This is a genomic window from Xanthomonas massiliensis (genome assembly GCF_900018785.1).
Classification (GTDB): Bacteria; Pseudomonadota; Gammaproteobacteria; order Xanthomonadales; family Xanthomonadaceae; genus Xanthomonas_B; species Xanthomonas_B massiliensis.
In genome coordinates, this window is sequence record NZ_FCOY01000007.1 from 898,529 (window position 1) to 915,598 (window position 17,070).

Genomic DNA, 17,070 nt, shown 5'->3' on the forward strand with positions numbered 1-17,070 from the left:
GCTGTGCATCGTCTCCCCACTCTCCTTCGATTTTCCGTTCGCCGGTGCTGCCTCTCCGGAACCGATATGTGTCCTACGGCGTCTGCATTACTTCCGTGCGAACAACCTGCGAGGCGGCGTTGTACTGGTAGCGTGTGCGCTCGTAGCCACCCGAGCTCCGGGGTTGCGCCTCCTCGACCAGCCTCAGCGCAGCGTCATAGGCGTAGTAGTGCATCACGCCGTCGGGCTGGCGGATCCAGGCCATCTGCCCGGTGCCGTCATAGGCATATTCGGTCACTTGCCAGGCACCGTTGACGTAGTCCCGGCGCTGCAGGACACGTCCCCTGGCGTCGTAGCTGTATTCGACGATCTCACCGTTGGGGCCGGTGACACGCCCGGGCAAGCCCAATGCGTTGTAGCCGGCATAAGTCGTCTGGTGCCCCAGACCGTTGCTCATGCTGAGCAGATCACCTTCCGGGGAATAAGCATAGGTGATCGCATCGGCACTGCCAGGCAAATGGCCGTCGACCACCATCTGCGAAATCAGGCCATTGCTCTGACGGACATACGCATACGTCGTCACCTGCGCGCGACCCTGGCCGTGTGCGGTCAGATCCACGACCGTGACTCTGGAAACCCGCCCATCGTCCACATATTCGTAGCGGGTTTCACGGTCACCAGCCACTGTCTCGCCGAGCAGGCGATTGTGTGCGGCATCCCAGGCATAGGTCGTCGTGCGCTCCGCCTCGGTACCCACGGCTTCGATCTTTTTCAGGAGGTGGCCCTGGGCGTCGTAATCGAGGTCGGTCATGTTGTCGGCGAAGTCGCTGACGATGTCCTCGTACCCGTTGGCGTCGTAGGTCTTCTCCTTGTAGCTGGCCGGACAACGGGCGGTAGCCTGGCCACTTACCTCCACCAGCTTGTCGTCGACGTAGACGTAGGTGGTGACCCGTCCCAATGGGCTGGTCTCGGTTACCGCGATGCGGCTCGGGATGGTGGTGGTGGCATCGGTCGATGCCGCGACCGCCATCCGCCCCCCGGATGCCACGGCGCGAGGCATATAGCAGATCATCAAAGCATTCGTGCAGAAGCCGCGTGGCTCATCCTCGGCGAAGCCACCGGGCGGGGACGGCTTGGGCGGCGGCGTCACGGTTTCGGTTGCCTGAACTGCATAGCTGAAACTGTATCGCTCGACGCCACCGGCATGTTCGGTAGAGGTTGCCCGGCCCTCGGCGTCGTAGCCGAATGTCGAGTAACGCACGCCATTGAAGGACTTCCCGGTCAATCCGCCTGCAAAGCGGCTATCCTCGTAGTGATACGCGATGGTGGTCCCGGGCGTTCCAGGCAATGTAGTGCTGGCCAACCGTCCGTATCCGGGGCCGCTACCGAAGACGTTGGAAGTGTATCCGTAGCGATAGACGCTTCCGGCAGGATCCGTGACCTCAGTGACCACCCCGTCATTCCAAGTGAGCTTGATGGTGCGCCCCGAGCTGTGGGTCACCTGCTGCAGATACTTGCCCGAATAAATGAAACTCCACGCCACGCCATGCTCATTGCGGCGTTCGATGATGTAGCCATCGGCGTTGTATTGCTCGATGCCGTTGTTCTCGTTGTACAAGGTGAAACCGCCGTCGCCGTTGCGGACCACGAAGGCGATTGGACTGGCCCTCTCCTCCAGGTAGTGGCCACTGCCGGCGTCATACAGGAACTTGATCCGGCGGCCATCGGGGCGCTGTGCCCACACGGTGTTGTCGGACAGCACCAAGCTGTAATCGAGATTGCTCAGCCAGTGTGTGCCGAACAGGCCGCGCCCGCTCCAGAACGCGTTGTAGGTGCGGCCCAGGTAGAGTCCCATTTCGCCGCCGGCAGCGAAATCGATTTCCGGTTCCACCTTGTTGCCGGTGGACAGTACGACCGGATTGCCGCTGACCTCGCCCTGGCCCGAACACCCCGCCTTGTTGGTCTTGTCCTCGGTGCGCTGTTCCTTGGCGGTTTCGGCAGGTTTGCTGATACCACCTCCGGAGGGCAGCCGATCTACGAACGGTGCCTCGTAGGGCGGCCAGTAGATGGGTTGCCAATCGATAGGAGGGTTCACCGTCATGCCCGGCAGATCGGTCGGTGCCTCGTCTGGTCGGACCTGGACGGTCGGAAGGGTGGGAGCCTGTACTGCGCCCATCCCCTGCATTGATCCAAGCACACCCAAGGCATACAGCATCGCTTTGGCCAGGCGGGCACGCCGCATACGCGACGGTGCAGATGATGTCCTTTTCATCCAAGCTCCTTTGGCAAGAATCACATACCGCGACCGGGGCCCTCAAGGGCAGCCGCTCGCCACTTCATGAACAAACCTTTAACCGAATATATCTTTAGCCTGAATGACAAAAAGTGAAATTCGTCGACATTTACGGCGCAACCTTGGCATGCCTCGTCAGCGCGAGCTGGCCGTGGTTGTCGAGTTCCTCAGATGGAGCTAACGCGGCGTTGTGGAATCGAGTAGCCGAAGCACTCGTCCAGATCACGAGCGAGGAAAACCGGGCCGGCAATTCCCAGAGGCGTGGCGGATGCCGCGTCTTCGCCATAGCCGCCGCGGCGGATTGCCCGACTGGCTGGGGAACGGTTCCGCCGCCGCTCAGCCGCTCGGGCGCAGGAACCGCGCCATCGAGGCGATGCCCGGTTGCGGCGGTTCGAACTGGGCGGCGATGTCGATGAAGCCGCGCATCACCGCGATCTCGCGCGGCGGGCGGTTGAGGGCGTCGCGCAGGTCCGGGTCGGCGCCGGCGCGCAGCAGGCGCTGCACCAGCAGCGGCAGGCCGTGCAGCGCGGCCAGGTGCAGCGGGCCGAAGCCGCGCGGGTCCTGCACGTCCAGGGCCACGTCCTCGTCGAGCAGGCGCTCGACGCCGGCCAGCACCACGTTCTCGTCGCAGGCGGTACCGGGTTCGGCGCGCGCGCCCAGCAGCAGCAGCAATGGGGTGACCGCGCCGGCGGCGATGCGGTCCGGCTCGGCACCGGCCAGCAGCAGCGTGTCCAGCAGCGCCAGCAGGCGGGCGCTGTCGCGCGCGGTGAAGCCGTACAGGGCGGCGCAGTGCAGCGGGCCCAGCTCCTGGGCATCGCCGGCATGGACGTCGGCGCCGGCAGCGAGCAGCCGCGTGGCGATGTCCGGCAGGCCCAGGGCCGAGGCCAGCATCAATACGGTGACGCCGCCGGGCAGGCGGTGCTCGATGTGCGCACCGGCCGCCAGCAATGCATCGACGATCGCGCCCTGGCGCATGCTCACCGCCGCCGACAGCGGGGTGGCGCCGCTGGCCGCGGCGTGCTGCGGATCGGCGCCGCGCGCCAGCAGCAGGCCCAGCACCTCGACATGGCCGCCGCCGGCGGCGCGCAGCAGGCCGGTGCAGCCCTGCGCGTCGGTGGCATCGACGGGCAGGCCGAGGTCGATCAGCCGGCGGACCGCGTCGGCATCGCCGGCCATCGCCGCGGCGGCCACGTCCTCCTCGCGCAGCGGCCGGCCCGGCAGGGTCCAGCCGTGCCAGTCCAGCCAGTCGGCCAGGTCGCGGCGGCCGGTGGCCAGGGCCACGCCCAGCGGGGTCTGGCCGTCGGCGGCGCGCGCGTCGGGGCGGGCGCCGTTGAGAATCAGCAGCTTGAGGGCGCTTTCCCGGCCCAGCGCGGCAGCCAGGTGCAGGGCGGTCATGCCGTGGCTGTCGCGGGCCTGGCCGTCCACGCCGTGCTCGAGCAGCCAGCGCTGCAGGCGCAGCCAGCCCAGGCGCACGGCCAGGGCCAGCGGCGGGTCGCCCAGCGGCGAGGCGCCGAACGGATCGGCGCCGTGTTCGGCCAGCTCCAGGGCGAATTGTTCCAGCCCGCGCGAGGCCTGGTCGTGCTGCAGGCAGGCGGCCAGGAAACGGCCCAGGCCGCCGCGCCCGGCCGGGCTGACGCCGTGGGCCAGCAGTGCCTGCAGCGCCGGCACCGCGTCCACGCCGCGGGCGAGCAGGGCGAACATCGGCACGTCGCCGGCCGCATCGACCACTTCGGCATCGGCGCCGTGCTCGAGCAGCCAGGCCACCCGGCGCGCATCCAGGGCGATGCCCGGCTCGTGCAGCAGCGAGCCCGTCTCGCGCGGGGTGCACAGCGCGGCCAGTGCCGCCAGGCCCGAATAGTTGTCCGCCTGCAAGGCGTCGCGCAGCAGCGCCAGCGGCGGGCGGTCCGGCAGGGCCGGGGTACCGCCCTCGCCTTCGGCACCGGCGGCCACCGCCTCGCCGACCGCGGCCGGCAGCGGGTAGTCCGGGTCGAGCGCGGCGACCACCGCCCACCGTCCGGCGGCGGCGGCCACGTCCACCGCGCGCCGGCCGCCGTTGTCCGGCACCGCCGGATCCACGCCCAGCTCGATCAGGCGGCGCACCAGCGCGGCACCGACGCGCGCGCTGGCGGCGGCCAGGTGCAGGGCATTGCGGCCGTTGCCGTCGACGGCGCGGATGTCCGGGGCGGCGCGCAGCAGGTGTTCCAGCGCCGCGCCCTGCGCCTGGGCGGCGGCGGCCAGCCACGGCGTGGTGCCGTCCAGGTCGCGCGCCTCGATGTTGCCGCCGGCGCCGAGCAGGGCATCGACGACCGCGACGTGGCCGGCGCGGGCCGCCTCGTGCAGGGCGCTGCGGCGGCGTGCGTCGCGCGCATCCGCCCGCGCCTTGTGCTTGAGCAGCAGCTGCACCCCGGCCGGGTCGTCCTCCTCGGTGGCGGCGGCGGCCAGCAGCACCGGGGTGCCGCCTTCCGGCTCGGGACGCGCGCCGCGCTCGAGCATGAAGCGCGCCAGCCGCCAGTTGCCGGCCTGGCAGGCGACCGCCAGCGGGGTCAGGCCGTCGTCGTTGAGCACGTCGATCTCGGCGGCGGCATCGCGCAGCAGCGCGGCCACGCCGGGATCGGAACTGCGCGCGGCATGGTGCAGCGGGGTGTTGCCCTCGGCGTCGCGGGCACGCGGGTCGGCGCCGTTGGCCAGCAGCGTCATCACCGCGTCGGGGCGGCCGTGCCAGCTGTCGCGGGTGGCGGCCAGCAGCGGGGTCATGCCGCGATGGGCATGGTTGACGTCCACGCCGCGGGCGATCAGCTCGCGCAGCAGGCGCAGGTCGGGCAGCACCGCGGCCAGGGTCGCCAGGCTGCGTTGCTCGCGCCAGTCCGGCTCGGGCAGGGCGAACGGGTCGGCACCGGCCTCCAGCAGTTGCAGGGCACGATCGACGCGGCCGTTGCGCGCGGCCTCGTACAGCGCCTCGGCCAGGTTGCCGTCGGGGACCGGCTCGGCCGGCAGCGCCTGCTCGGCCAGGCCGGCGAACAGATCCGCGGCGGTGGCCGCGCGCGGCGCCGCCGCCAGCACCGCGGCCGGGGTCAGGCGCTGCAGCAGCAGATGGCACCACGGCGACAACACCGTCAGGGCGAGGGCGCCGGGCCAGCGCGCGGCGGACGGCAGCAACCCGGGCCAGGCCAGGGCCACCGCGCCCGCCAGCACCGCCAGCACCAGCACCGCCGCCAGCAGGCCGCGCCAGCTCGACAGGTCGCGCCCGGGCAGGCCGCGCCAGGCCTCCGGCAACGGCACGCCGAGGCGCTCGCCGTCCTGCCACAGCGGCCAGGTCCGCCACAGCGCCAGCAATGCCGCCGCGACCGCCACGCTCAGCGCCAGCGTGGCCGCCAGGCTGCCGCTGTCGCGCAGCGCCACCAGCGGCCAGGCCACGAGCACGGCCAGGCCGGCCAGGCCGATGCCCCACAGCGCCAGCAACGGCCATGCCTCGCGCCGCAGCAACGCCGGCCAGGCCGGCAGCGGCGCCACGGCCGGCGTCACGCGGGTGCCGCGCCACCAGGAGATGCCCAGCGCCAGCGCCGGCTGCGCCAGCCAGGCCGTGATTGCGGCAATGCCGCCGCCGATGCCGCACAGCAGCGACAGCGCCACGCCGGCGGCGACCGCCAGCGGCGCCGGGCGCCGCCACGGCGGGACCGGGGAACGTCGGGACTCAGCCATGCCGCACGTCTTGTGCCAGGGCCTGCGTCGGCGGCAGTTGCAGGTAGTAGCCGCACCCGGCCAGCCGCTCGCGCACCTGGCTGGCATCGGCGCGGGCGAGCGTGCGCCCCGGCTCGAGCGCGACCTCCAGCACGAAGGCGAACGGCGCCAGCGCCGCGTTCAGGGCATCCGGAAGCGGGGAGAAGTCGTCGCGCGCGGCGAGATAAAGATAGGTGTCCGGTTTGCGCCGGCTCTTGTACACGTAGGCTTGCATGCCCGCGGGCGGCCTCCGCCCTGCGTTGATCCTGTCGACGATTGTGTCGGAAATGCCGCAGTGGCGAAAGCTTCGCCAACCCGTCCCGTTCAGGCCGGGCCGCACGCGCGGCGGCGGCACCCGCGCAGGCGACCGATATACTCGCGGACCGTCTTCCTGCCCGGTCCCGCGTGACTCCCGTCGCTTCCGCCATGGTGCCGCTGTCCATCCGCGCCTTCACCGCGACCACGGCCCTGGGCGCCGGCAATGTCGCGCAGCGCCAGGCGCTACAGGCACGCCGCAGCGGCCTGCGGCACAACGACTTCGGCGACCCGGCCACGCGCCTGGACTGCTGGATCGGCCGCGTGGACGGCTTGGAAGCGGCCCGCCTGCCGCCCGCACTGGCCGGTTACGACAGCCGCAACAACCGTCTGGCCTGGCTGGCGCTGCAGCACGACGGGCTGATGGACGCGGTCGCGGCCGCGGTCCGGCGCCACGGCGCGGAACGGCTGGCGGTGGTGATCGGCACCTCCACCGCGAGCATCGATGCCACCGAGGCCGCGTACGCGCAGCTGCAGGGCCCGGCCGAGGCACCGCGCTTCCCGCCCGCGCTGGCGCGCCCGGCGGTGCACGATCCGCATGCGCCGGGCCGGTTCGTGCAGCAGGCCACCGGCCTGCGCGGGCCGTGCGTGACCGTGGCCACGGCGTGCTCGTCCAGTGCCAAGGTGTTCGCGCAGGCGGCGCGGCTGATCGCCGCCGGCGTGGCCGACGCGGCCCTGGTCGGCGGCGTGGACACGCTGTGCGGCAGCGTGCTGTTCGGCTTCAATTCGCTGCAGCTGGTCTCTCCGCATCCCTGCCGGCCGTTCGACGTGCGCCGCGACGGCCTCAACCTGGGCGAGGCGGCCGGCTTCGCGCTGCTCGAGCGCGGCGACGACGCCGACCTGCAGCTGGCCGGCTTCGGCGAATCCAGCGACGCCCACCACATGTCCGCGCCGCACCCGCAGGGGCTGGGCGCACGGCTGGCGATGGCCCAGGCGCTGGAGCGCGCCGCCCTGGCGCCGGCGCAGCTGGACTACCTCAACCTGCACGGCACCTCCACCCCGGCCAACGACAGCGTGGAGGCCGCGGCGGTGGCCGCGCTGTTCCCGCCCGCCCTGCACGCCGCCTCCACCAAGGCCTGGACCGGCCACACTCTGGGCGCGGCCGGCATCGTCGAGTCGGTGTTCTGCCTGCTCGCGCTGCAGGACGGCCACCTGCCCGGCACCCTCAACAGCGCCGAGCCGGACCCCGCCTGCGGGCCGCAGATCCGCTTCGCGCCCGAGCATCGCCCGATCCGCCACGCGATGAACAATTCCTTCGGCTTCGGCGGCAACAACTGCGCGCTGGTGTTCTCCCGGCCATGACCCGCGTCCCGCTCCTCGCCCACGTACAAGGCATCGGCTTCTGGGCCAGCGGCCTGCCCGGCTGGGACGCGGCGCGTGCGTTCGTGCGCGACGGCACCCGCCCGGAGGCGGCCCCGGCGCGGCCGGCGCCGCAGCTGCTGGCGCCCAACGAGCGCCGCCGCGCGCCGGAGACGGTGGCCGTGGCGCTGGAGGCGGCGCTGGCCGCCTGCCACGACGCCGGCGCCGACCCGGCCACCCTGCCCTCGGTATTCGCCTCGGCCCACGGCGAGCAGGCGGTGACCGACTACCTGTGCCGCAGCCTCGCCAGCGAGCCGGCCGCGCTCTCGCCGATCCGCTTCCACAACTCGGTGCACAACGCCGCGGCCGGCTACTGGACGATCGGCGCCGACGCGCACGCCCCGGCCACCGCGCTGGCCGCCGGGCCGGCCAGCTTCGCCCAGGCGCTGCTGGAAGCGCTGGGACGGCTGGCCTGCGGCGACGCGGCGGTGCTGGTGGTCGGCTACGACGGCCCCGGGGTGGAACCGCTGGCGCAGGTCGCGCCCAGCACCGGCCTGCTCGGCGGCGCGCTGGTGCTGGCCGGCACGGGCAGCGGCCCGGCCCTACGCTTCGCGCTGGGCACGGCGACGGCGGCAGCGGCCGCGGGACCGCTGGCGCAGGCGCTGGCCGGCAACGCGATGGCGCCGATGCTGCCGCTGTTCGACCTGCTCGCCGGCGCGCCCGGCGCCTGCACGCTCGACGCCGGGCCCGGCCTGTGCCTGGCCGTGACCGCATGAGCCGGCCGATCCTGGCGGACCAGGCCGCGATCGTCATCCCGGCCCTGAACGAGTCGCTGCGTATCCGCGAGGTGGTCCAGGCCGCGCGCGCGCAGTGCCCGCACGTGATCGTGGTGGACGACGGTTCCGACGACGGCACGCTCGAGCGCATCGCCGACCTGGCGGTGGTGCGGCTGCGCCACCCGCGGCGCCTGGGCAAGGGCGCGGCGCTGCGCACCGGTTTCGCCGAGGCCGCGCGCCTGGGCCTGCGCGGAGTGATGACCATGGACGGCGACGGCCAGCACGACGCCGCCGACTTCCCGCGGCTGCTGGCCGCGGCCAACCGCCACCCCGGTGCGATCGTGATCGGCGCACGCCTGCGCCAGCGCGCCTGCCAGCCGTGGCTGCGCCGCCTGGGCAACGCCTTCGGCGACTGGGGCATCGCCTGGGGCTGCGGCTACCGGCTGGTGGACAGCCAGAGCGGCCAGCGCTTCTATCCGCGCGCCGTGTTCACCCTGCCCGGCGTGCCCGGCGAGGGCTTCGTCTACGAGGCCCAGTTGCTGATCGCCGCCGCGCGCCGGCTCGGCAGCGGCGTGGTCGCGGTGCCGATCGTCACCCGCTACCCCGGCGACGGCCACGGCGCGATGCGCCCGAGCCACTTCCGCCTGCTGCGCGACCTGTGGCGGATCACCTCGCAGGTCACCGCCGAGGTGCTTGCCCACGGCCACCTGGCGGCCACCTGGCGGTCGGTCCGTGCCAGCCGCGTGGTGGTGGACGGCGGCGCCGAGACCGCCTCGCGGCCGCCGGTGCCGGACGCTTCCGCCACGCCGTTGCACCCGGGCAAGGAAGCCTGAGCCGCTCGCGGGCGGCGAGCGCCCGTGACCGCACGATGCCGGCGCGGGCAGGCGGCTGTCGGCACGAGGCGAACGGGGCGACGCCGCGCGCCGCCATCGACCGTGGCTGCCGGCAGGCGGACGGGCCGGCTGCCCCGCGCCGCTGCCGCAGCGCCCCCCTGGACGCCAGCCGGTGCCGGAAGCGCCAGCCGCGGCCGGCGGCGCTAGCCCATCCCGCCGTTGATGCCGATCACCTGGCCGTTGATGTAGCCGGCCATGTCCGAACACAGGAAGGCGACCAGCGCGGCCACCTCCTCCGGCGTGCCGGCGCGGCCGGCCGGCACGAGTTGCCGGATCGTCTCGGCCGGGAACGCGTCGGCGGCCATGGCCCCGGCGATCACGCCGGGCGCGACCACGTTGGCGGTGATGCCGCGGCTGGCCATCTCGCGCGCCAGCGAGCGGGTGGCGCCGTGCAGCCCGGCCTTGGCCGCCGCGTAGTTGGCCTGGCCGCGGTTGCCCAGCACCGCCGCCACCGAGGACACGCTGACGATGCGGCCCCAGCGCGTGCGCGCCATCGGCAGCAGCAGCGGCTGGGTGACGTTGAAGAAGCCGTGCAGCGAGACGTCGATGACGCGCTGCCACTGCGCCTGGCTCATGCCGGCCATCGGCGCGTCGTCGTGGATGCCGGCGTTGTTGACCACCACCTGCACCGGACCGGCCTGCAGCAGCGCGGCGATCGCCGCGGCGCTGGCCGCGGCATCGGCCACGTCGAAGGCCACCGCCTCGGCGCTGCCGCCGGCAGCGACTATGGCGTGCACCACCGCCTCGGCCCGCGCCGGGTGGCCGTGCGCATGCACGATCACGTGCATGCCCTCGGCCGCCAGGCGCCGGCAGATCGCGCCGCCGATGTCGCCGCTGCCGCCGGTGACCAGGGCACGGCGTGGCGGGGATGGGCAAGACGAAGGCATGGCGGGCGACCGGGAAGACGGGAGGGCGGCCATCCTAGCCCGCGCGGCGGCCGCGCCACATCCCTGCGTCCGGCCGGTGCCCGCCCCCGGCCTGGCGCCGCCGCCGATCGCCCTGGCCGGATGGCCACGCGTTCACGCCGGGTGGGGCGCCAGCATCACCGCCGCCCGGCCCTCGGCCAGCACGCTGCCCTCGTGGAGGATGCGGAACGCGTACTGCTGGCTGTCCTCGCCCTGCATCAGCACCTCGGCCTCGCCGCGCAGCGGGCCCGCCAGCCGGTCGATGCGCGCCACGTGCAGGCGCACGTCGCGCAGCGCCACCAGCCGGCCCGGGCGCGGCGCCTCGCCGCGGCCGCGCCCGAGCAGGCCGCCGTGCACCGCCATCGCCTGCGCGCCGTATTCGCACAGGTGCACCGCGTGCAGGCACCCGTCGCGGCGCAACGGGTGCCGCGGGTCGCGATGGCCGTCGCTGGCCAGGACGATGTGGCCTTCGTCCCAGGCCAGCACCCGTTCCCACAGGCACATCAGCCCCTGGTGCGGCACCAGCGCGGCGATGGCCTCACGCGTGTCCATGGCCGTCCCCGTCCTGGCCGTTCCCGCCGGGGGCGGCGTCGCCGCGCGCGTGCTCGCGCGAGACCAGCAGCGCCAGCACGAAGTTGAGCAGCACGCCCAGCGCCACGGTCGAGCCGATCGCGCGCAGCACCGGGATCGACGAGGCGGCCAGCAGCGCGAACACCAGCAGCGTCATCAGGCTGCACACGATCAGCGCGTGCAGGGTGCGCAGCTGGTCGGCGCGGTCGTCGCCGGCATGGTCGAAGAACAGCGCGTAGTCCAGCCCCAGGCCGGCGGCCAGGATCAGCGCGATCAGGTGGAACAGGTTCAGCTCCACCCCCAGCCCGCGCTGCACCGCCAGGATCAGCAGCGTGGTCAGCGCCATCGGCAGCAGCACCCGCACGATGCGGCGCGGCGTGCGCAGGGCGATGGCGACGGTGGCCACCAGCAGCAGCGCCGCCACCGCCAGCGCCGCCAGCACGCGGCCGCGGTAGGCCGCCACCAGCGACTCGGAAGCGGCCTTGAGATCGAGCAGTCGCGCGCCGGTGCCGGCGACGGCGGCGGCGAGCACCGCCGGGTCGCGCACCCCCGACAGCGACACCAGCGCGGTGACGTGGTCCGGCGCCTGCAGCAGCAGGGCATCCACCGGCGCCGCCAGCGGCGTGCCGGCGAGCATGGCCGGGGTCAGCGGCGGGGCGGCGCGCGCCGCGGCCAGGTCGGCCAGGAACGGGGCGAAGGCATCCGCGCGCAGCGGCGTGGTGGCGACCGCCGCGGCCAGCATCCGCTGCGCCTGGGCGGCATCGGGCAGGCGTGCCTGGCGCGCCTGCTGGGTGCGCGCGTCGGGCAGGTAGCGCGCGGCCAGGTCGTAGCCGCCCAGCGCGCCGCGCGCGACCAGCGCATCGAGCCGCGCCTGCAGCGGGCGCGAGGCGCGCAGCGCGGCCTGGGCATCCGCCGCCTGCAGCGCCAGCACGTAGCGCACGTCGGGCGCGCCCAGCTCGGCGCGCAGCTGCTCGTCCTGCAGCAGGGCCTGGCGCGGCACCGGGGTCAGGCGCGACAGGTCGTTCTGCCAGAACGGGCCCGGCGCCCAGGCCAGCACCGCCAGCGCGGCGAGCGCGAGCAGGGCCAGCGACCAGCGCGGCCGCGGCAGCCGGGCGATGCCGCGCCACAGCCGCGCCATCAGCCGCGAGCGGGCGTGGTCGTAGGGCGAGGGATCGATCAGCGCCGGCAGCAGCCAGCGCGTGGTGGCCGCGGCCACCAGCAGCCCGGCGATGGTGAACACCGCCAGCTGGCGCAGGCCGTCCACGCCGGAGAACAGGAAGGTGACGTAGGCGATGCAGGTGGAGGCCACGCCGGTGGCCAGGGTCGGCCACAGGTGGCGCGCATTGGCGCGCGGGTCCAGCCCCGGGCGCTGGTGGCTGAACAGATGCACCGGGTAGTCCTGCACCACCCCGATCAGGGTGAAGCCGAACGCCACGGTGATGCCGTGCACGCCGTCGAACAGCAGCGCCACCGCGGCCAGCCCGGCCAGGCCGGCGCTGGCCAGCGGCAGCACGCCCAGTACCGGGATCTTCCAGCTGCGGTAGGCGACCAGCAGCAGCACGACCAGGCCGACCGTGTCGAGCGAGCCGATCCACTGCGCCTCGGCCTGGGTGCGCCCGCCGATCTCCACCGAGAACGCGCCCGGACCGGTGAGGGTGAGCCGGGTGGGCGTGGCGGCGGTGGCGGCGGCGACCGCGGCGCGCACCGCGTCCACCGCGCGCTGCTGGCCGCTCGGGTCGAAGCCGGCCGCGTGGGTCTGCGCGACCAGCAGCGCCTGGCGGCCGCCGCGGTCGAACCACACCCCGTCGATGTGCTGCGGCCCGTGCGCCGGCTGCAGCGCCTCGGCCACGTGCAGCGTCTCCAGGGTCGGGTCGCGCGGCAGCAGCGGCTCCACCAGCGCCGCCGCCGGCGAGCCCAGGTCCTCCACCCGCGCCTGCAGCGCCTCGGCCAGGGTGGCCTGGTCGAGCAGCGCGGCGTCGAAGCTGTCGCTGAGCAGGTAGCGATAGGGCAGCAGGCGCGGCGGGATCGCCTCCAGGCCGGCGGCCTCGCCGTTGGCGACGTACTCGAAGGCCGGATCGGCGGCCAGCGCGGCGCGCACCGCGCGCGACTGCCGCGCCAGCGTGGCCGGGTCGCTGCCCGACAGCGCCATCAGCAGCAGGCGCGAGCCCGGGCCTTCGCCGAGCTCGTCCAGCAGCAGCTTCTGCGCCGGCGTGCGCGCGGCCGGCATGAACTTGCGCAGGTCGCCGGACAGTTGCAGGCGGTTGCCCAGCCACGCCCCCGCCAGCACCAGCAGGCCCAGCCACAGCAGCGCCAGGACGATGCGCTGGCGCGAGGACAGCGGGCGCATCAGGCGCGTTCCCGGCACGGCGCCGGGCTCACCGGCGCTGCCCGTGGCACAGCGCGGCCAGGGCGTCGGCATCGTCGAGCGTGGCGGCCGTCGCCGCCGCGCCGGCCAGCAGGGTGCGCTGCGCCGGGCCCTGGGCCGGCTCGCTCTCGATGCAGCGCAGTTCCGCGCCGCTGCCGAACAGGCGCAGCACCCGCAGCTGCGCGGCCAGCGCCGGCTCGCGCGGCACCAGTTCCAGCCGCCACTGCTGGCGGCTGCCGTCGGCCTGCAGGCGGTACAGCGCGTCCAGGCGCGCCCGGTCGCCGGCCAGCAGCGCGCCGAAGCTGTCCTGCAGCAGCGCCAGCTGCGGCGCGCGCGCCAGGTCGAAGCGGCGCTCGGGTCGGCCAGGGCGCACCAGCGTGGCCTGCTGCCCGCGCAGGGTGGTGGTCTCGCGGTACGGCGCCTGCACCTCGCGCACCAGGGTGTCCGCGGCCGGGCGCGCGTAGCGTCCCTGCAGCCGCAGCGGGGCCTTCAGCAGCGGCGAATCGCGCAGCTCGACGAACGGCGTGGACGCCGGCGCCGGGCGCGCGATCTTCTGCAGGATCCAGCCGGGATCGGGCGACTCAGGCGGGGCGGCGTGCAGCAGGCCGGCCAAGGCGGCCAGCAGCAGCGCCGGCCACGCGTGGGAGGGACGCATCGGCATCGGGGAATGTCCAGAAATCGTAGAAGTTGAACCAGTTGTACGGGGCGGCGCGGGCGTGATGTTCCAGCCGCGCGGCGTAATCGGCGATGAGCGGGGCCAGTGCCTGGCGGCGGCGGCCGCGCGGCACCGCCGGCACCGGGCCGCGGTCCTCGAATACCAGCCGGTAGCGGTTGCCGCCCTCGTACAGGCCGAAGGCCAGCACCACCGGCACCCCGAGCGCGGCGGCGAGCAGCCACGGCGACAGCGGGAACGGGGCCGGCGCGCCGAGGAACGGGGCCGCCTGCACCGCCTCGCCGGGGCGCGCGCGGTCGGCCAGCAGGGCCACCAGCGCGCCCTCGTCCAGCGCCTGGCCGATCGCCAGCGCCACGCCGGTGCCGTCGCCGCCGGCGTCGATGATGCCCGCCGCCAGCGCCGGGTTGAGTTCGCCCAGCAGCGCGGTCAGCACCGGGTTGTGGGCCACGTCCAGCACCACCCGCAGGCGCGCGTCCGGGGCCTGCGCGGCGAGCACGCGCAGCGCGTCGAAGCTGCCCAGGTGCGAGCCCAGCACCAGCACGCCGCGGCCCTCGTCCATGCGCGCGCGCAGCGCCGCCAGGCCTTCCACGCGGATGCGGAAGCGGTGCAGCTCGCCGCCGAGCAGGAACACCCGGTCCAGGATGGTGGCGGCGAAGGCGTGGATGTGGCGGGCTACCTGCCACGGCCCGGCCGGGCGTCCGAGCACGCGCGCCAAGTAGCGCCGCGAAGCCCGGCGCTCGGGCCCGCGCACCAGCAGGAAGTAGGCGGTGATCGGATACAGCAGCACCCGCCCGATCCCGCGTCCGCCGCGGCGGACGACGCCGCACACCAGGGACAGTGCGAGGCGCCCGCCGCCTTCGGGCCGCTCGCTCCAGCCGCTCACGGCGCGGCCCCGGCCTCGACGATCTCGCCGCTGGCGATCGGACCGTGCGGGCCGTGCACGCGGAAGCGCCAGCGCGGCGCGGCGCCGTCCAGCTCGATGCGCGCGGGTTCGCCCGGCCGCAGCGGGCCGACGAACTTCACCTGCGGCAGGCGCACCTGCGCCCGGTCGCCGATCCCGGCCGCGGCGAGCACGTGTTCGAGCACGACCACCCCGGGCACCAGCGGATCGCCGGGGAAATGGCCGGCCAGGCACGGGTGGTCGGGCGCCACGACGAATTCGGCGGCGGCCGCGCTCATCGCAGCAGGTCGCGCCAGAAGGCCGGGCCGAGCGCGCCCAGGCGGCGCACGAAATCGGGCAGGTCGCGGTAGGGCCGTTGCGCGAAGCGGCGGTGGCGCAACAGGTATTCCCCGGCCATCAGCCCGCCGACCACGCCCCAGGCCAGCAGGTTGGCGAACAGCGAGGCGGTGCCGTCGGCCACGCTCCAGCGCGGCGCATGGCCGAGCCGGGCGAGCACTCCGCCGGGCACCGCGCACAGCGCCAGCCCGGCATCGACCGCGGCCAGCAGCGCCAGGCTCCAGGCCCACATCGCGGTCACCCGGCGGCCGTAGCGGTACAGGGCGGGGGTCATCGCCATGCCGGCCTGGCGGTGCAGGGCCTCGATGATCGCGGCCACCAGCGGCTGGCGCCCGCGCCGCAGGCTGCGCGCGAAGAACCACGCCGCCCAGGCGGTGAACAGCGCCGGCGGCAGCGCCAGCAGCAGCAGCGCCCGGGGGGAATGCCACAGCGGCACCAGCGCCGCGAGCAGCGCGGCCAGCGCCAGCCAGGCCCAGGGACGGCGGCAGGCCAGCGCCTCCAGCAGCAGCATCAAGCCCAGCAGCAGCGCGGCCAGCACCGCCAGCGGCGGGCGCCCGCTGGCCCCGGCCCAGTAGGCCAGCGGCGAGTACGCCAGCGCCAGCACCGCCAGCGCCGGCATCGCCCACGGCGGGGCGCGGCGCGGCGCCTCAGCGGGTACGGTGCGACTGGACATGGGCCGACAACGCCCGCAGCGAGGCGAAGATGCGGCGGTTGTCGCCGTCCGAGCGCATCTGGAAGCCGTAGTGCTTGCCGATCGCCAGCGCCAGCTCCAGCGCGTCGATCGAGTCCAGCCCCAGCCCCTGGTTGAACAGCGGCGCCTCCGGATCGATTTCCTCGGCGCGCACGTCCTCCAGGTTGAGGCTCTCCACCAGCAGGTCGGCCAGTTCGCGTTCGGCTTGGGTTTGCTCGGACATCCCGTGTTTCCAGTCCAGGTAAGGCACGAAAGGGGCGACAAGATCGGCCATCGCCGCGGCCGGTGCAAGATCGGGCGCCCCGGACCGCACGCTATCATGCCCGGCCCACGCTCCCGTGCCCGCCGCATGACCGATACCCCGCACGACGCCGTTCCCGCCCTGGCCCTCCAGGTCGACTACGTCCACGACGTGGCGCCGCAGGTCCTGCTGGACGACCCGCAGGTGCTGGCGCTGGTCGGCTACGGCGATGCGCCGCTGCCGGGGGACCCGCGCTGCCTGCGCGTCGGCCTGCGCCCGGCCGGGACCGCGGCGGCGCTGGAGGTGTGGCGCTGCCGCGGCCCGGTGCGCCACGGCCGCGACGGCGACATCGCCTGGGCCGGCGACGGCGAGGTCCAGTTCGGCGCCATCGAGGTGGCCGAGGTGGACGGCGACGTCGCCGCCGCGGCCGAGCACGCCTACGCGCGCCTGTCGGCGTTCGTCGCCGCCAGCGCCACCCCGCACCTGCTGCGGGTGTGGAACTACCTGGACGCGATCCTGGAAGGCGAAGGCGACGCCGAGCGCTACCGCCGCTTCAGCGTCGGCCGGGCGCGCGGCTGGCGCGGCCTGGACACCGCCACGCTGCCGGCGGCCACCTGCATCGGCCGCGAGGACGGGGTGCGCGTGGTCCAGGTGTACTGGCTGGCCACGCGCGAGCCCGGCACGCCGCTGGAGAACCCGCGCCAGGTCAGCGCCTGGCGCTACCCGCGCCAGTACGGGCCGCAGCCGCCGAGCTTCGCCCGGGCGATGCTGCCGCCGGCCGGCGCCTGGGCGCCGCTGCTGCTGTCCGGCACCGCCAGCGTGGTCGGCCACCGCACCCTGCACGCCGGCGAGCTTACCGCCCAGCTGCGCGAGACCTTCGACAACCTGGAGGCGCTGTTGCAGGCCGCACATGCGCGCCGGCCGTCGCTGCCGGCGCAGTGGAGCACCGAGTCGCGGCTGAAGGTGTACGTGCGCCACGCCGCGGACCTGGCGCAGGTGGCCGCGGCGCTGCACCACCGCTTCGGCGATGCGCTGCCGTGCCTGCTGCTGCAGGGCACGGTGTGCCGCGACGACCTGCTGCTGGAGATCGAGGGCAGCCACGACGGCTGACCGGCG

At 74.4% G+C, this 17,070-nt stretch carries 15 protein-coding genes; 4 read left to right on the plus strand and 11 right to left on the minus strand.

All coding sequences use genetic code 11. The annotated features are described in order from the left end of the window. Positions 1–73: 73 nt before the first annotated feature. From BN3794_RS14125 to BN3794_RS14135, 3 genes are all read right to left on the minus strand, one after another. On the minus strand, positions 74–2,251 hold the full coding sequence (locus tag BN3794_RS14125) for a DUF6531 domain-containing protein (RefSeq protein ID WP_078059779.1): 2,178 nt from the start codon (positions 2,249–2,251) through the stop codon (positions 74–76). Between the two features lie 357 nt (positions 2,252–2,608). Then, the gene (locus BN3794_RS14130) at positions 2,609–5,971 is read right to left on the minus strand and encodes an ankyrin repeat domain-containing protein (RefSeq protein WP_066098269.1); all 3,363 of its coding nucleotides are present in this window, start codon (positions 5,969–5,971) and stop codon (positions 2,609–2,611) included. Then, on the minus strand, positions 5,964–6,224 hold the full coding sequence (locus BN3794_RS14135; RefSeq protein WP_066098271.1) for a YcgL domain-containing protein: 261 nt from the start codon (positions 6,222–6,224) through the stop codon (positions 5,964–5,966). Before BN3794_RS14135 ends, BN3794_RS14130 begins: the two co-directional genes overlap by 8 nt. 191 nt (positions 6,225–6,415) lie before the next feature. On the opposite strand from BN3794_RS14135, the gene BN3794_RS14140 reads away from it, so the two are divergent. Genes BN3794_RS14140 through BN3794_RS14150 form a run of 3 tightly spaced genes read left to right on the plus strand, consistent with a single transcriptional unit; the run spans position 6,416 to position 9,212 of the window. After that, positions 6,416–7,606, plus strand: a complete 1,191-nt coding sequence (locus BN3794_RS14140; RefSeq protein WP_066098274.1) for a beta-ketoacyl-[acyl-carrier-protein] synthase family protein — start codon at positions 6,416–6,418, stop codon at positions 7,604–7,606. Beyond that, positions 7,603–8,379 (plus strand): beta-ketoacyl synthase chain length factor, encoded by a 777-nt coding sequence (locus tag BN3794_RS14145; protein WP_066098276.1) that lies wholly within the window; start codon positions 7,603–7,605, stop codon positions 8,377–8,379. The genes BN3794_RS14140 and BN3794_RS14145 overlap by 4 nt, the downstream gene beginning before the upstream one ends. After that, positions 8,376–9,212: a glycosyltransferase family 2 protein gene (locus BN3794_RS14150; protein ID WP_066098278.1), complete on the plus strand. Its 837-nt coding sequence runs from the start codon at positions 8,376–8,378 to the stop codon at positions 9,210–9,212. Before BN3794_RS14145 ends, BN3794_RS14150 begins: the two co-directional genes overlap by 4 nt. A gap of 203 nt (positions 9,213–9,415) precedes the next feature. Here BN3794_RS14150 and fabG read toward each other — a convergent pair whose 3' ends face one another. The 8 genes from fabG to BN3794_RS14190 form a co-directional block, all read right to left on the minus strand. Then, positions 9,416–10,159, minus strand: a complete 744-nt coding sequence (fabG, locus tag BN3794_RS14155) for a 3-oxoacyl-ACP reductase FabG (RefSeq protein WP_066098280.1) — start codon at positions 10,157–10,159, stop codon at positions 9,416–9,418. A 132-nt stretch (positions 10,160–10,291) separates the two neighbouring features. Continuing rightward, entirely contained in the window at positions 10,292–10,729 is a 438-nt protein-coding gene (locus BN3794_RS14160; protein WP_066098282.1) for a hotdog family protein, read from the minus strand. Beyond that, positions 10,716–13,094 (minus strand): MMPL family transporter, encoded by a 2,379-nt coding sequence (locus tag BN3794_RS14165; protein ID WP_066098931.1) that lies wholly within the window; start codon positions 13,092–13,094, stop codon positions 10,716–10,718. Before BN3794_RS14165 ends, BN3794_RS14160 begins: the two co-directional genes overlap by 14 nt. 28 nt (positions 13,095–13,122) lie before the next feature. Next, positions 13,123–13,773, minus strand: coding sequence for a LolA-related protein (locus BN3794_RS14170; protein WP_066098284.1), 651 nt, complete (start codon positions 13,771–13,773; stop codon positions 13,123–13,125). Continuing rightward, positions 13,694–14,668, minus strand: coding sequence for a lysophospholipid acyltransferase family protein (locus BN3794_RS14175; RefSeq protein WP_066098286.1), 975 nt, complete (start codon positions 14,666–14,668; stop codon positions 13,694–13,696). Before BN3794_RS14175 ends, BN3794_RS14170 begins: the two co-directional genes overlap by 80 nt. Next, positions 14,665–14,964, minus strand: a complete 300-nt coding sequence (locus tag BN3794_RS14180) for an ApeI family dehydratase (RefSeq protein ID WP_066098288.1) — start codon at positions 14,962–14,964, stop codon at positions 14,665–14,667. Before BN3794_RS14180 ends, BN3794_RS14175 begins: the two co-directional genes overlap by 4 nt. Next, positions 14,961–15,641: a ketosynthase gene (locus BN3794_RS16635; protein WP_066098290.1), complete on the minus strand. Its 681-nt coding sequence runs from the start codon at positions 15,639–15,641 to the stop codon at positions 14,961–14,963. The genes BN3794_RS14180 and BN3794_RS16635 overlap by 4 nt, the downstream gene beginning before the upstream one ends. A 28-nt stretch (positions 15,642–15,669) precedes the next feature. Further along, the gene (locus BN3794_RS14190) at positions 15,670–15,936 is read right to left on the minus strand and encodes a phosphopantetheine-binding protein (protein ID WP_066098292.1); all 267 of its coding nucleotides are present in this window, start codon (positions 15,934–15,936) and stop codon (positions 15,670–15,672) included. Positions 15,937–16,062: 126 nt separating this feature from the next. Between BN3794_RS14190 and BN3794_RS14195 the strand changes: the two genes are divergently transcribed. Further along, positions 16,063–17,064: a chorismate transformation FkbO/Hyg5 family protein gene (locus tag BN3794_RS14195; protein ID WP_066098294.1), complete on the plus strand. Its 1,002-nt coding sequence runs from the start codon at positions 16,063–16,065 to the stop codon at positions 17,062–17,064. Positions 17,065–17,070: the final 6 nt, after the last annotated feature.